11 protein-coding genes are annotated in these 13,472 nt (G+C 74.8%); 7 read left to right on the top strand and 4 right to left on the bottom strand.

Translation table 11 applies throughout. The features are described 5' to 3' along the window. The first annotated feature begins 16 nt into the window (after positions 1-16). The 7 genes from HNR25_RS24380 to HNR25_RS26975 all read left to right on the top strand — a co-directional run bounded on the left by HNR25_RS24380 (position 17) and on the right by HNR25_RS26975 (position 6,283). On the top strand, positions 17-229 hold the full coding sequence (locus HNR25_RS24380) for an MbtH family protein (protein WP_184640267.1): 213 nt from the start codon (positions 17-19) through the stop codon (positions 227-229). Between the two features lie 43 nt (positions 230-272). Beyond that, positions 273-1,634 (top strand): enterobactin transporter EntS, encoded by a 1,362-nt coding sequence (entS, locus tag HNR25_RS24375; RefSeq protein WP_184640265.1) that lies wholly within the window; start codon positions 273-275, stop codon positions 1,632-1,634. A 101-nt stretch (positions 1,635-1,735) separates the two neighbouring features. Continuing rightward, on the top strand, positions 1,736-2,551 hold the full coding sequence (locus HNR25_RS24370) for a siderophore-interacting protein (protein WP_184640263.1): 816 nt from the start codon (positions 1,736-1,738) through the stop codon (positions 2,549-2,551). Between the two features lie 342 nt (positions 2,552-2,893). Then, on the top strand, positions 2,894-3,313 hold the full coding sequence (gene panD, locus HNR25_RS24365; protein ID WP_184640261.1) for an aspartate 1-decarboxylase: 420 nt from the start codon (positions 2,894-2,896) through the stop codon (positions 3,311-3,313). Between the two features lie 299 nt (positions 3,314-3,612). Beyond that, complete coding sequence (locus HNR25_RS24360; RefSeq protein WP_184640259.1) at positions 3,613-3,852, top strand: hypothetical protein; 240 nt, start codon at positions 3,613-3,615, stop codon at positions 3,850-3,852. Further along, positions 3,812-4,987, top strand: coding sequence for an alpha/beta hydrolase (locus HNR25_RS24355; RefSeq protein ID WP_184640257.1), 1,176 nt, complete (start codon positions 3,812-3,814; stop codon positions 4,985-4,987). Before HNR25_RS24360 ends, HNR25_RS24355 begins: the two co-directional genes overlap by 41 nt. Before the next feature lie 477 nt (positions 4,988-5,464). After that, positions 5,465-6,283, top strand: a complete 819-nt coding sequence (locus tag HNR25_RS26975) for a DUF4352 domain-containing protein (RefSeq protein WP_184640255.1) — start codon at positions 5,465-5,467, stop codon at positions 6,281-6,283. Between the two features lie 162 nt (positions 6,284-6,445). Here the strand turns inward: HNR25_RS26975 and HNR25_RS24345 are convergent, their stop codons facing one another. The 4 genes from HNR25_RS24345 to HNR25_RS24330 all read right to left on the bottom strand — a co-directional run bounded on the left by HNR25_RS24345 (position 6,446) and on the right by HNR25_RS24330 (position 13,229). Further along, complete coding sequence (locus HNR25_RS24345; protein ID WP_184640253.1) at positions 6,446-7,312, bottom strand: (2Fe-2S)-binding protein; 867 nt, start codon at positions 7,310-7,312, stop codon at positions 6,446-6,448. A 439-nt stretch (positions 7,313-7,751) separates the two neighbouring features. Further along, on the bottom strand, positions 7,752-8,879 hold the full coding sequence (locus HNR25_RS24340) for a dienelactone hydrolase family protein (protein WP_184640251.1): 1,128 nt from the start codon (positions 8,877-8,879) through the stop codon (positions 7,752-7,754). Positions 8,880-9,470: 591 nt separating this feature from the next. Further along, positions 9,471-10,649 (bottom strand): JmjC domain-containing protein, encoded by a 1,179-nt coding sequence (locus HNR25_RS24335; protein WP_184640249.1) that lies wholly within the window; start codon positions 10,647-10,649, stop codon positions 9,471-9,473. A gap of 387 nt (positions 10,650-11,036) precedes the next feature. Continuing rightward, positions 11,037-13,229: a prolyl oligopeptidase family serine peptidase gene (locus tag HNR25_RS24330; protein ID WP_184640247.1), complete on the bottom strand. Its 2,193-nt coding sequence runs from the start codon at positions 13,227-13,229 to the stop codon at positions 11,037-11,039. Positions 13,230-13,472: the final 243 nt, after the last annotated feature.

The raw sequence follows: 13,472 nt of genomic DNA, 5'->3' as shown, positions 1-13,472 counted from the left end.
AGAAAGGAATCTCGGTATGAGCAACCCCTTCGACGACCCCGAGGGCCGCTTCCTGGTCCTGGTCAACGACGAAGACCAGCACTCCCTGTGGCCGGAGTTCGCAGCGGTGCCCGACGGCTGGCGGCAGGTGCACGGCCCGGTGGACCGCGAGGCCGCACTGGCCTACGTCGAGGAGAACTGGACCGACCTTCGGCCGCGCAGCCTGCGGGCCGCGATGGGAGAGGTGTGAGGCCCGGCGGCCCCCGCTCCGGCGACCGCCGGGAGGCGGGCCGGTGAAACTGCGCACGGCGCTGATCGACCTCACCCCGCTGCGGGTCAGCCCCGCGTTCCGGGTGGTGTTCACCGCGCGGCTGATCTCGGTCTTCGGACTCGGGTTCGCCCTGGTGGCGCTGCCGATGCAGGTCTACTCGGCGACCGGGTCCTCGACCCTGGTCGCCGTCGTCAGCGCGGTCACCGGGGCCGCCGTGTTCTCCGGCACGCTGGTCGGGGGAGTGCTGGCCGACCGGTTCCCCCGCCGCCGGCTGATCGCGGCGGGGCGCGCCGCCGCCACGGCCGCCTTCACCGGACTCGCCCTCAACGCGGTGTGGGCCCACAGCGGCGGCGCCGCCGCGGGCTTCGCGGTGATCTGCGCCTGCGCGGCGCTGAACGGTTTCGTCGGCACGTTCAGCACCGTGGCCCTGCAGGCGGCCGTGCCCGGGCTGCTTCCGCGCGAGCGGCTGCCCGCAGCCGGGGCGCTGCTGGCGCTGACCGGCCAGCTCGGCTCGGTCGCAGCACCCGCGCTGGGCGGCGCCGTCATCGCGGCGTGGGGCTATCCCGCGGTCTTCGGCATCACCGCCGCTGTCAGCGCGCTCACCACCGTTCTCGTCCTGCGGCTGCCGCCGCTGGTCCCCGAGGCGGCGCACGGCGGCGGCCGGCGGAGGATCGCAGCTGCGGCGGCCGACGGCCTCCGCTTCGCCGCCCGGCACCGCACCGTCGGGCCGCTGCTGCTGCTCGGATTCGTCCAGCTGCTGCTGGCCACGCCCTACGTACTCGTGCCCGAGTTCACCGACACCGTGCTGCACGCCGGCGAGACCGTCGCCGGACTCCTCTACTCCGCATCCGCGCTCGGCGCGGTCCTGGCCTCGGTGACCAGCGGGTGGACCCGTACCGTGCGCCGCAGCGGCGCGGTGCTGCTGGTCGCGGTGGCCGGCTGCGGCGCCGCTTCGGCCGCCTTCGGGGCTTCGGGCGCCGTGGCCCTGGCCGCCGCGGCGCTGGTGGTGCTCGGCTTCGCCGAGATCGTCGAGGAGATCCTGCGCTTCGCGCTGCTGCAGTCGCACACCCCCGATGCGCTGCGCGGCCGGGTCAACAGCGTCTGGAGCGCGCAGAACACCGCGGGCGGGGCGCTGGGAGCGCTCGTTCTGGGATCGCTGGCGCCGCTGATCGGTGCCGGTGCGGCCGTGGCGGCCGGCGGCGCGGCGACCGTGGTCCTGGTGGCCGTTCTGGCCGCTGCCGCTCCCGGCCTGCGCCGGGCCGGGCGCGCAGACGGCGCGGGCTCGGGCGCGGCGCCGCCCGCGCCGCCGCGCGCGGCCGCCCCGGCGGCCCGCCCCGGCGGCGACGGCGGCGGCGATCCGCACGAACCCGGACTATCGAGTTAGCCAAGCCTAAGCTAAAGTGCGCCCCGGGTCCGGTTCGCAGCCGGGAACCGGACCCGGCCGCCCCCGCGGCCGCGCCCGAGTCGATCAGGAGTGATGCGCCCATGACCACCGTCCGCGACCCCCGCGTGGAGTTCTACCCCCTGCGCTCCCGGACCCTCCAGGTGCGCACGGCCGAGCGCCTCACCCCCGGCATGATCCGCGTCGTCCTCGCCGGCGACGACATCGCGGGCTTCCGCAGCGACAACTTCACCGACCACGTGAAGCTGTTCTTCCCCGACGAGGAGACCGGCGAGCTCCACCTGCCGCACTTCGACGACAACGGCCGGTGGAACATGCGCGCGCCGGAGCTGATCTACCGCGACTACACGGTCCGGCGCTTCGACGCCGCCGCCGGCGAGCTGACCGTCGACCTCGTCGCCCACGACCACGGCCCCGGCGGCCGCTGGGCGGCGCGCGCCCGCCCCGGGGACCGGCTCGGCGTCCTCGGCCCGCGCGGCACCCACCACATGGACTACGGCTTCGACTACTACCTCGTCGGCGCCGACGAGACCGCTCTGCCCGCCGCCGCCCGCTGGCTGGAGCGGGAACTGCCGCGCGACGCGCGCGTGCTGGCGTTCCTCGAGGTCGCCGACGCCGGTGAGGAGCAGGACCTGGACGTGCCCGCGGGCGCCGCCGTCACCTGGCTGCACCGCGACGGCGCCGCCCCCGGGACCACGGACCTGCTGGAGCGCGCCTTCCGCGGCGCCGAGTTGCCCGCGGGCCGCGGGTTCGCCTGGTGCGCGGGCGAGGCCGGCACCCTCAAACCCGTCCGCCGCCACCTCAAGGACCTGGGATTCGAGCGCGGAACGGGCTTCGACGTCGACGGATACTGGCGTCGCGGCACCAGCAACCACGACCACCACGACGACGCGGAGTAGGCGCACTCCCGAAAGCGCGGGAACCCCCTCCGGAGCCCCGGACCCGGTCGCCGGCGCGGACCCCCGCGGGGGTGTCGGCGCGTTCCCCGCCGGGGCGGTCCCGCCTGCCGGACGGCTCCTGCGGTCCCGGCGGATGCACCTGCACGGCCCCCGGTGCACGCGGGCGATCCGGCGCACACTACCCTCGGGGTCGATCGCGGAATTCGGCGTGTATCAGGGGCGTTCGCCCAATCGTCAGCACCCTCGCGCCGCCGCGGTGCTTCGGACGCCGCCACGAGCGTGCACGGGACCCGCATCAGGGCCTGTAGTCATATCGCAGTGAGGGAAACGAGGTAGGAGATCGTGCGCCGCACCCTGTTCCACGGCAAGATCCACCGCGCGACGGTCACTCAGGCCGATCTGCACTACGTGGGATCGATCACCATCGACGCCGACCTGCTGGAGGCGGCCGACATCGTCGAGGGCGAGCAGGTCCACGTCGTCGACATCGACAACGGAAACCGCCTGGTCACCTACACCATCGCCGGGGAGCGCGGCAGCGGCGTGATCGGCATCAACGGCGCCGCCGCCCACCTGGTCGACCCGGGCGACCTGGCCATCATCATGTCGTACGTGGAACTGGAGGAGTCCGAGCGCTCCCGCCACGAGCCGCGCGTGGTCCACGTCGACTCCGCCAACCGCATCGTGTCCCTGGGCAGCGACCCCGCCGAGCCGGTCCCGGGCTCGGATCTGGTTCCGGGCACGGCTCTGGCGGGCGCCTGAGGCACCGGCAGCGGCCGGCGCGCGTCCGGACGGCCCCGGCGGGCCCGAACCGCCGGGGCCGGCACCTGTAGCGCGCGCCACCGCCGTCGGACCCCGGCCTATGGCCGGGAAGCGTCCTGGAAGGCGCGACCCGTCCGCGGGGGAGCGGGGGCCGCCGCCGCGGCGGCCCCGGGACACCCTGCGGGGCGGACGGAACGCGTGTGCGCTCCCGGGGTGTGCGTGTCCCCGATGTCCAGACCTCCGAGGTGACCACATCCGGCCCGATCGGGAGATATCGGGCCGGGTATGAGCCCCTCGCTATGGACGACGGCGAAGACGACGACCGGCACGAGGCCGCAGCCCACATCGAGTGGCAGAAGCAGGGAGTGTGGCTCGTGCTGTGGGGCTCCTACACCCGCCGCTTCTGGGCGTATGCGCGCTGGCCCGTCCCCCGGGGCGGCGCCGTGGTCTCGGGCGTCGACGCCGACGCCCTCTACGCCGAGATGCGCCGCGTGGAACGTGAGCACGGATTCCTGCGCTGGCGTCACGGGAGCGGATGATCGCTCTCCGGAATTCCGCCGATCGCGCGGTCACCGCGAGTGGCGGCGGTGTTCCGGTTCGGAGGATCCGGGGCCGCCGCGGGCCGGGGATTCCCCGCAGCAATTCGGCGGCGCGTTGACCGGCGCCGTGCGGCGCGCATACGATGCCGGGCAAATGAAAAAGTCGATACTCATATCCGGAGTTTCCGTATCCGCTTCGGCGATAGCGTTCTGTCTCGTCGTCACGGGGATCGTGGTGTTCAGCGGGACGGATCCCCCCGACGGCGATTCCGGCACCCTCGCCTTCGGCGACCTCGCATCGGAGCCGGCGGCCGGCCCTCCCGGACTGCGTTCGTACACGGCGCGCGACGGAACGGATCTGCCGTACCGCACCTACCCGTCCGACTCCGACGACGCGCTGGTGCTGCTGCACGGTTCCGGCTACCACAGCGCCTACCTCGCGCCGCTGGCCCGCACCGTCGCCGACCAGGACGCCGCCACCGTCTACACGCCGGATCTGCGGGGCCACGGACCGCAGGCGGAGAACCGCGGCGATGTCGACTACGTCGGCCAGCTCGAAGACGATGTCTCCGATTTCATCCGCGAGATCGGGCCCGAGTACGGCGACGTATTCCTCGGCGGCCATTCCAGCGGCGGCGGAACCGCGATCCGATTCGCCGGTGGAAGCGGCAACGCAGCCGTGGACGGCTATGTTCTCCTGGCGCCCTATATTCACCACGAGTCCCCCACCTATCGCGCAGACTCCGGGTGGAGCAACGTCAATGTCCCGCGCATCGCGGGGCTGCAGATGATGAACACTGTAGGAATCACGGCATTCAACGACCGGGACGTCATATCGTTCAATATGCCCGCGGAAATGCGCGACGGAACAGAGACGCTGTCCTACAGCTATGACCTGCAGACGTCGATGCACCCGCGCGATGATTATGAAAAGGACCTAGCGGCCCTGGCGGACGCGACGCTCGTCGTGGCCGGCGCCGACGACGAGAGCTTCCGGGCCGACGCCTACAGGCCGCTTCTCGACGAGCACACATCGGCCGAGGTGCGCATCGTCGACGGCGCGTCGCACTTCGGGGTCGTAACCCGAGAGGAACCCCGCCGTGCCGTCGCCCGATGGCTGGGCGGTACCGGCTAGCCGCTCCGGAGCGAGCGGGCCGCGGCGGAGGTTCCCGCGGCGGTCCGCTGCGCGCAGCGGGGGGAGCGGCGCCGGATCCGCGCTCGCCCCCCGTGCTCGGCGCGTTCCGCGTATCCGCCGCGGCCCGTCCGCGCACGGACCGGAGCGCGTGTGCGCACGCCCGCAGCGGTGATGGCGGCTTCCGGCGGCGCCGTTTCGGAGCCGCCGCTCGTGAGCTCCGCAGCCCGCCGGAACCCGCCGCACGTGGCGCTTCGGGCCGAGTCCGGGCTGGTTCCCGGCGGCGCCGGGCGGAGCCCGCGCGATCACCGGAGCCGCACGGCCCCGCCCGCGCCGACGTGCGCGCACGTGACGCACAGTGATGTCCGAGGTTAGTGAAACGCCCCGTCACCTGCGTGTTCCTCCGGCGTCCGGACAGTAGTGTGCCCAACGGGCGTTACCGTCCGTGCGTCGTGTGTGGCACCCCGCGAAGGAGTCGGCGTGGATGACCGTGAGGCGGCAGCGAGAACCGGCGCCGACGGCGCCGACCCGCAGCATGCCGGCGCCATCGCGGCCGAGCCCGGGGACGGGGTGTGCGGGCCGGCGGACGAGTCCGCGCGGTCGGACACCGCGCATGTGCCGCACCACGACTCCGGTGGTGACGCAGGCACCACCCCGGATGCGGCCGCCGAGCCCGCCGGGGGCGGCCCCGGCGCCTCCGCGGCGGAACCGGTTCCCCGGCGGCGGAGGTGGCCGAGAATCGCGGCCGCTCTCGGCGCGGCGGCCCTGATCGGCGGCGCGGCCGCCGCCGCTCTGGCCGGCGGCGGTCCGTCCACCATCGGCGGTGTGGCGGCCCGCATGCCCGCTCCCAGCGCCCAGCCCGAACGGCCGCCCGACGACGGCTCCTGGGGCCGCGTCGGCGATCCCGTCTCCTCGGGCGCCTTCGAATTCACCGTCACCGGCGTGCACACCGGACTGGACCACGTCGGCGGCGCGGTCCAGGGCGAGCGGGCCCAGGGCAGCTTCGTGGTCGCCCGCGTCACCGTGCGCAACGTCGCCGACGAGCCCGCGTTCTTCACCGACGCCGACCAGCGCCTCGTCGACGCCGACGGCGCCCGGCACCGCCCCGACAACACCGCCGGCCTGCGCGCGGGCAACCCCGACGAACTGTTCGGCGGCCTCGCCCCGGGCGCCCGGGTCCGCGGCGGTCTGGTCTTCGACGTCCCGCCGGGCAGCCGCCCCGCCGCCCTGCGCCTGAGCGACTTCACCTCCGGCCGCAAACCCGCGGTCGTGCGCCTGGACGGGTGGAGCGCCCGCTAGGTTTCCGGTGCGCACGGCGGGCGGATCCGGGATCGGCGCGGCGGTCGCCCCGGCGGGGGTGGAGGAACCGTCCGGGCACTACGCGGCCAGGCCCCGCGAGGACGCGGACACGGGGCCGATGCGCGCGGCGTGTGGGTCCGCCCGGTCGCCCGCCTGCTGCCCCTACGGCGCCAGAGCCGGGTTGCGGATCCACTCCTGCAGCTCGGCGCGGCGGTCGCCGTCGCATTTGAGGGGGCAGGTGGTGCAGAAGCCGTGCTCGGGGTCGCCCTTGTAGTCGAAGCAGCACGTGCCCCGCACGGCCCAGGTGCCGCGCGGGTGGTCCTCGTAGAAGGGGAACAGCCGCGGACGCGCCCGGGTGACCGCGCCCGCCTCGATCAGCGCTTCGCCCAGGGCGCCGGCGCGGTGCCATGCGGCCTCGGCGTCGCAGCCGAGGAAGCGCGCCGGGTTCAGCATGTAGAAGTGCTGGGTGTCGAGCACCCAGCCCCACAGTGTGCGCAGGCCGATGCGCGTGTGCTGGTGCAGGGCGTCGATGATCGGGGAGAACGCACCCACCAGGTGGCGGGCGGCGACGGCGTTGAGGGCGTCCTCGTCGGCCACCACGACCGCGTCGGGGTGGCCGGCCGCCGGGTCGTCGGGCAGTACCGCCATGCGGGCGCTGGTGACGGTGGGTGCGCCGAACTCCGCGGTGGACAGCCACGGGAACCACAGGCGGCGCTCGTCCAGCAATGCCGCGCGCCCGGTCAGGTAGATGCCCGCCGAGACCAGGAAGACGGGCTCGCGCAGGAGCGAGCGCATGAAGCTGGTGGCGCCCGGCAGCTTGTGGGCGGGTCCGTGCCGGGTGGTGAGCCGGTCGAACAGCGGACCCACCGCCCCCTCGGCGACCATGAGGTCGGTGCGGTACCAGTGCTCGGCGGCCGGGTGCTCGCGGAAGGATCGCACCGAGGCGGTGCGCACGTCGGGCAGCGGCGCGAACTTCAGCGGCCCGCAGGCGTCGATCACCGCCTGTAGCGGGGTCTGCGCAGGGGCCATTCTGCCTCAGTCAACCTTTCTGCACCGCGTCGGAGAGTGCGGCTTCGGTGCGTGCTACGCGGACCGGATGCCGACCGGGATGCGCGACGGGGCATCGCCCCGCTCTTTAGATGAGGCTACCCTAATAGGTGATCACAGGGCAACGAGTGCCCCGACGGCCGCCGGACCGGCGGTGCCGGCCTGTGGGCCCCCGCTGGGCCCCCGCTGTGCGAATATGCGGAGCTTGCGGAGCTCGCACAGTAGGGGAGGCGAATATGCGGAGCTTGCGGAGCTCGCACAGTAGGGGAGGCGAATATGCGGAGCTTGCGGAGCTCGCACAGTAGGGGGAGCGCAGGTACGACCGGGCTCCGGTCCGGCGCAGCGCGACGAAGCGGGAACCCGCCGCGACGGTCGGCCGACCGCCGTAGGAATCCCCGGTCTCCATGCCGGGGAGCGGAAGTCAACCGAGATGCTCGCGCAGCCACTCCGCCGCCTCTCGCTGCATCGGCTCCGAGAAGGCGTGCCCGCCGGGGTGGAAGCTCCCCCGGTAGCCGGACGGGTGGCGGGCCGCGGTGTAGCGGGCCCGCAGCACGGCGTCGGCGCCGCGCATCCCTTCGGGGGTGAACAGGTGGTCCTGCTCGGCGTACTGCACCAGCAGCGGCGCGGGGGCGCGGGCGGCAGCCAGCTCGGGCCAGTCGCATTCGCGGCTCAGTCCCGGCGGCAGCAGCATCCACGTGTGCGGGTCGACGTGCCGCGCCGGCAACTGGGCGAAGGTCGACATCATGGCGGCCACCGCCCCGGCGCGGATCCGGGCGTCGAGCGCGTGCAGCAGCGTCGCCCGCCACCCGCCGCCCGACAGGCCCACACAGCCGATCGCGTCGGTGCGCACGTCGGGCCGGGCGGCCAGGTGGTCCAGCGCCAGGATGTCCTCGCGCACCACCATTCCCGCAAACGAGGTGCCCAGCAGCGTGCAGTACTTGGCGAGGGTGTGCTCGTGGTGGCGGGCGGCGGCGTCGTAGCGCTCCGCCGCGCCGGGGGGAGGGCCGGGGCGGGCGGCGAGTTCGGCTTCGGCGTCGCGCAGTACCCGCTCGGGCATGGCCGCGGCCTCGAAGCCCCGGCTGCCCCAGGAGAAGGCGTCGTGGCACAGCACGGTGAAGCCCTGCCGCGCCAGATCGTCGGCGACGGCCCGGCCGGCGTAGAGGTCGGTACGCAGCCGGGCCGAGGCGGGTGCCGGGCCGTCGGGGCCGTCGGCGAGCCGCTCGCGTCCGAGGTGCTTGACACCGGCGTCGCAGTGCAGCGTGAGGAGGCCCGGCAGCGGTTCCGTCGCGCCGGCCGGCCTCAGGACCCAGGCGCGCGTGCGCGGGCCGAAGCCGGGCCACCACGACACCTCCCGGCCGTCGACGCCGTCGCGGCGCCATGTGCGGCCCTCGCGCAGGTACACGTCCTCGGGCGGGGCGAGCAGCCCCAGCACCGCACGCAGCCGCGCGGGGTCGGGTCCGCTGCCGCCGGAGCCGAACAGCCCGTGGCTGCTGCGGGCCAGCTCCACCCAGTCGTGGAAGCTCCCCAGGTGGGAAGGGTTTTCCGGCATCGGCGGTCCGTCCTATCGTTCGCAGGGGCCCGTCCCGGGCCGGCCGCAGCACCGGTGCGGTGCCGGGAGAACTCTTGGTGCAGGCCCGTTGTCCGTGCGTGGCGGGCCTCTCGAATTGTTCCGGCAAGCGCTTTCCAGGTAAAGAGGGGTGGTCGGGCGATCTCTGCGGATTCGGGGTGACAGGTTTTCCCTTTCCGGTGCCGCCCCCGAGCGGCGCCGATCCCCGGTGCTGCCGGCCACCCTGCGAGCGACCGGCAGTCGGGCCCGCCGACGGGCCAAGGCCCTGCGGCCCGCGGCACCGTCCCGCGGCGCCGACGGTATCCGGGAAACCCGTATTCCAGCCGTGTGCCTGACCGGTGCTCCGCCGCCCCGCGGTCCGGTCGGCGCGCCCGTCCTGCTCGGATCGGGGGCAGGGCGCGTGCGAACGTGCGGAAAGCGCTTACCCCGCGGCATCGCCTATCGCGGGGCTTCGCCACGGCGGGGGTGCCGGCCGGGCGACGGTTCGGCGCCGGAGACGGGCGGCGCCGCGGGCGGGGGCGTCCGGCGGGTGGGGCCGCGACCGCGGCGCCGCGACCGCGGCCCCACCCGGCATCACCGCAGCAGGACCAGCTGGTGGCGCACCAGCGCCTGCAGGACCGCCGCCGTGGTCTCCAGCGGGGTGCCGGAGTCGTCGGCCAGTTCGCCGGCCGTCGTGTGCGGTTTGCGGGCGAGCTCGGCCAGGACCGGCTCGGCGGCCGCGGGCAGCCGGTAGCGCTTGCCCGAGACCGTGACCGCGACCCGGCCGTCCTCGCGCTGCAGGGGTGGAGGCAGGATCGGCACGAACTCCACCTGCGTGCCGGCCTGCGGTGCGGTGCCGTCGACCGCCCAGGGCAGGGCGAAGGACTGCCGCCGGGGGAAGCGGGAGTCGTGCTCGTCCAGGAAGCCGTCGAGGTCGTGCTGCTCGGCCGCGTCGGCGAGCCGGCGGACCAGTTCGTGCCGGTGCTTGCGCCGCTCCTCGGCTGAACCGAACCGCGGCAGATCGGTCCGAAAGAAATCTACGTCGTAAAGGCGCTCCAGGAGCGAACGCGCCCAATCGATGCCCGTAGCGCGGGTGAAACCGAACGTCAGGTGCATGCTGACGTCGCCGGTGCCCGCGACCGTGTGCCACCACCCGCGCGGCACGTGCAGGACGTGGCCCGGCGAGAGGACGCCCTCCCACACGGTGCCCTCGGGCGGCGTGTGGCCGTGGTCGGAGTCGACCTTCATCGGGTGCGGGCGGCTCCCGGGGCCGTGGACCTTCCAGGACTTGGTCCCCTCGACCTGGACGACGAAGGTGTCGTGGTCGTCCCAATGGGTGTCGAAGCCGTGCGAGTCGCCCCAGATCAGGTACAGGTTCACCTGCGCCCGTTCGCGTACGAGCCGCATCAGGTCGTCGGTGGCCTCCTGTACGGGGGCGTGCAGCCGGTCGACGGCGTCCAGCACCAGGCTCGCGCCCCCGCGCAGCTCGCGGTAGAGGCCGTCGGGCCGGATCACCGAACGGTCGGCCCCCGAACCGGTGCCCGCGTCGGTGTAGCGCGCAGGCGGCACCGGTGCGCCTTCGCGGTGCAGCCGCAGGCGCGGGGGCTCCAGCGCGCAGCGGGACAGGATGTCGTTGAGCGCGTCGAAGGTCAGCAGCGGGCGGACCGTCTCGGCGCCGAGATCGGCGAAGACGACGTCGGTGGACAGCCGCGTGGAGAGGAGGTCCTCGCCCACGGCGGCCGGCAGCGTCTCGGTGAACAGGCGTTCGGTCACGACGGGGGCCTCCACGGCGGCGGTTGCGGCGGCGGGCCGCCGGAGGCGCGCGGCGCGCCTCCGGCGACCGGTCGGTGACGGGTGGATCATTCCGGCGGCGTCGGTCAGATGAAGTCGGAGCTGGAGTCGGTGCCGTCGTTGTCGCCGCCGGCGGTGGTGTCGCGCGAGGTGACCTCGCCCAGCTCCTCGACCTCGATGTCGAACTCGTCGTGGTCCATGGCGTCTCCTGACTCGTGTTCGCGGATGTGCCGTTCGGTGCCTACCGGCCGCGCACGCGGGCGCGGGGCGGGGCACCGCCACCCCCGGGAGGGGGAGGCGCCGGACCCGCGCGGTGCGCGCGGGTGCGGCCGCGGGTGCGGCGGCCGCATGCCTGGGGTTCTGCGGCGGTCACGCCTGCTCCCACCGCCGCAGCAGCCGGGCGCCCTCCGGCGCGGCCGCCGGCTCCCGCGGGAAGGCGAGACCGGTCTCGGCGGCGGCGAAGGCGTGGGCGTCGGCCGCGAGCTCGATCGCTTTGGTCACCGCGCGGGGGCCGTGGCCGACGTCGTGCTCGTAGCGAAGCAGCGCCGGGCGCGTCCCGCCGCCGTGGTGCAGCAGCGCCGCGCACATCTTGCGCGGGTGCGCGGCGTCGGTGCGGGTGTCGCCGTGGAAACCGGTCAGCAGCACCGCGGGCCGTGCGCGGGCGCCGTCGTCCAGGACGCGGTGGTAGGGCGAGTAGGACATCAGCGCGGCGAAGTCCTCGGGGTCGGCGGCGGTGCCGAACTCGCGGATCCACATGGGGCCCAGCCCCAGCCGTTCGAACCGCGCCATATCGGCCAGCGGAGCCGAGGCGATGACGGCCGAGCACAGGTCCGGGCGCTGCGCCGCGGCGGCCAGGACCAGCAGACCGCCGGCGGACCCGCCTGACAGGCACAGCTGTTCGCGCCGGCACACGCCCGCCTCGACGAGCGCATCGCCCGCGGCGGTGAGGTCCTCGACCGAGCGGGGCTTGTCGCGGCGGGCGCCGCGCAGGTGCCATCCCTGCCCGAAGTCGCCGCCGCCGCGGACGTGGGCCACCGCGTAGCGGCCGCCGGCCAGCAGCCAGGCCAGTACCGTCGCGCTGAACCCGAACTGCCGTGGCCGGCCGAACCCGCCGTAGGCGTGCAGGACGGTCGGGCCCGGCTCCGCGGGGTCGTCGGGGACGGCGGCGGAGGAGGCGTCCCCGACCGGGCCGCCGCCGGCCCGGAACAGGGTGACGGGCACGCGCGTGCCGTCGGCCGAGCGGCAGTGCAGGGTGCGGCGCCGGACCGTTACGGGCGGGTGCGGCTGCGACCCCGGCGGCCACGGGCGCGGCCGGGTGCCGCCGGCGTCCAGCGCCAGGACGCACTGCTGGGTGGCGACGTCGGCGTAGCACAGGTGGGCGCCGCCCCGGCCGTCCGACTCCAGGCGGGTGGCCATGCCCTCGCCCGGCAGGTCGATCCGGCGCAGGAGGCGGCCGTCGGCGCCGTGGGCGGTGAGCTCGCTGATGCCCAGCCGGGTGCGGGCCACGAGCAGCTCGGGGAACTCGGCGCTGCCCGTCGCGGCGAAACCGTCCAGGACCGCCCCGGGGTCCTCGCCGACCGCCTCGCGCCAATGGGCGGTGCCGGGCCTGCGGGGGTCGGCGGCGCACACGCGCCGCCGCGGGGCGCCCAGTGTGGTGCGCAGGTACAGCAGGCCGTCGGGGCCGAGGTCGGGGTGGGACTCGATCTCTTCGCCCGCGTGGACGGTGCGCCAGGCCGGGGCGTCGTAGCGGCCGGTACCGGAGGCGCCGCCGGGCGCCAGGTCGGCGATCCAGACGTCGTTGCGGTGGCCGGTGCCGTGGCTCTCGGTGACCACCAGCCAGCGCCGGCCCAGCAGCCGTACACCGGGGACCGTGCGCCGCCCCGTGCAGGCGCGCACCAGAACGTCGGGTTCGGGGCCGGTGGGGGAGACGCGGTGCAGCCACACGCCGCGGCGGCCGTCGCCGCCGTCGCGGCGGACGTAGTAGAAGGCGTCGGGGCCGATCCAGGCGACGTCGGAGTAGCGCACGCCTTCGACGGGCGCCTCGACCGGCAAGCCGGTGGGAACCGACAGTACACGCAGCGCACCGCGTTCGGTGCCCCCGGTGGAGGTCTGCACGGCCACCCGCTCGCCGTCGGGGGAGGGTTCCCACGAGTCCAGCGTGGTGGCGCCGGTGGGATCGAAGGTATGCGGGTCGAACACCGTGTGTTCGCGGCCGTCGCCGCTGTCGTCGTCGCCGTCGGTGACGGCGACGACAGCGGGGTGGTCGCCCCCGGCGGGGCGGCGGGTGGCGAAGACGCGGCGGCCGCGGTGCAGCGGCGGCGTCCACAGGTCGGTGGCCACCAGGTCGCGGATGCATTCGGCCAGTGGCGCGCGCAGCGGCCACCCCCGGACGGCCGCGGCGAACTCGTGTTCGCGCTCGGCCAGCCATCGGCGCGTGGCGGGGGATTCGGGTTCTTCCAGCCAGCGGTAGGGATCGGCGACCTGCGTCCCGTGCACGGTGTCGACGACGCACAGCAGCGCGGCCCGGTCGTCGTCGCGGGCGATCCCGTGGTGGGCGGCCATGCTCACCGGGAACCGAGGGGGCGGGGGCAGGGGACCGGGGTATGAGCCGAGCGAAAGCCGCGGATGCGCACGCCCTACATGGTTCAGAAGGGCGTCCCCCGCGGTCAAGGCAGTCATCGCTGACCGGTGATCACGCGAATGTGGCCGACGCGCCAGGTTTGGCGCGCCGGGAGCGGAGCCGACCAGGCGACAGCGGTGCAGGCCGCGTCGTCGGGGCGGGCCCGACCGCGGCGTACCGCGCCG

This window comes from Streptomonospora salina (assembly GCF_014204715.1).
Classification (GTDB): Bacteria; Actinomycetota; Actinomycetes; order Streptosporangiales; family Streptosporangiaceae; genus Streptomonospora; species Streptomonospora salina.
The sequence above is the reverse complement of the archived record's forward strand: the minus strand, read 5'-3'. Positions and strand labels throughout refer to the sequence as shown.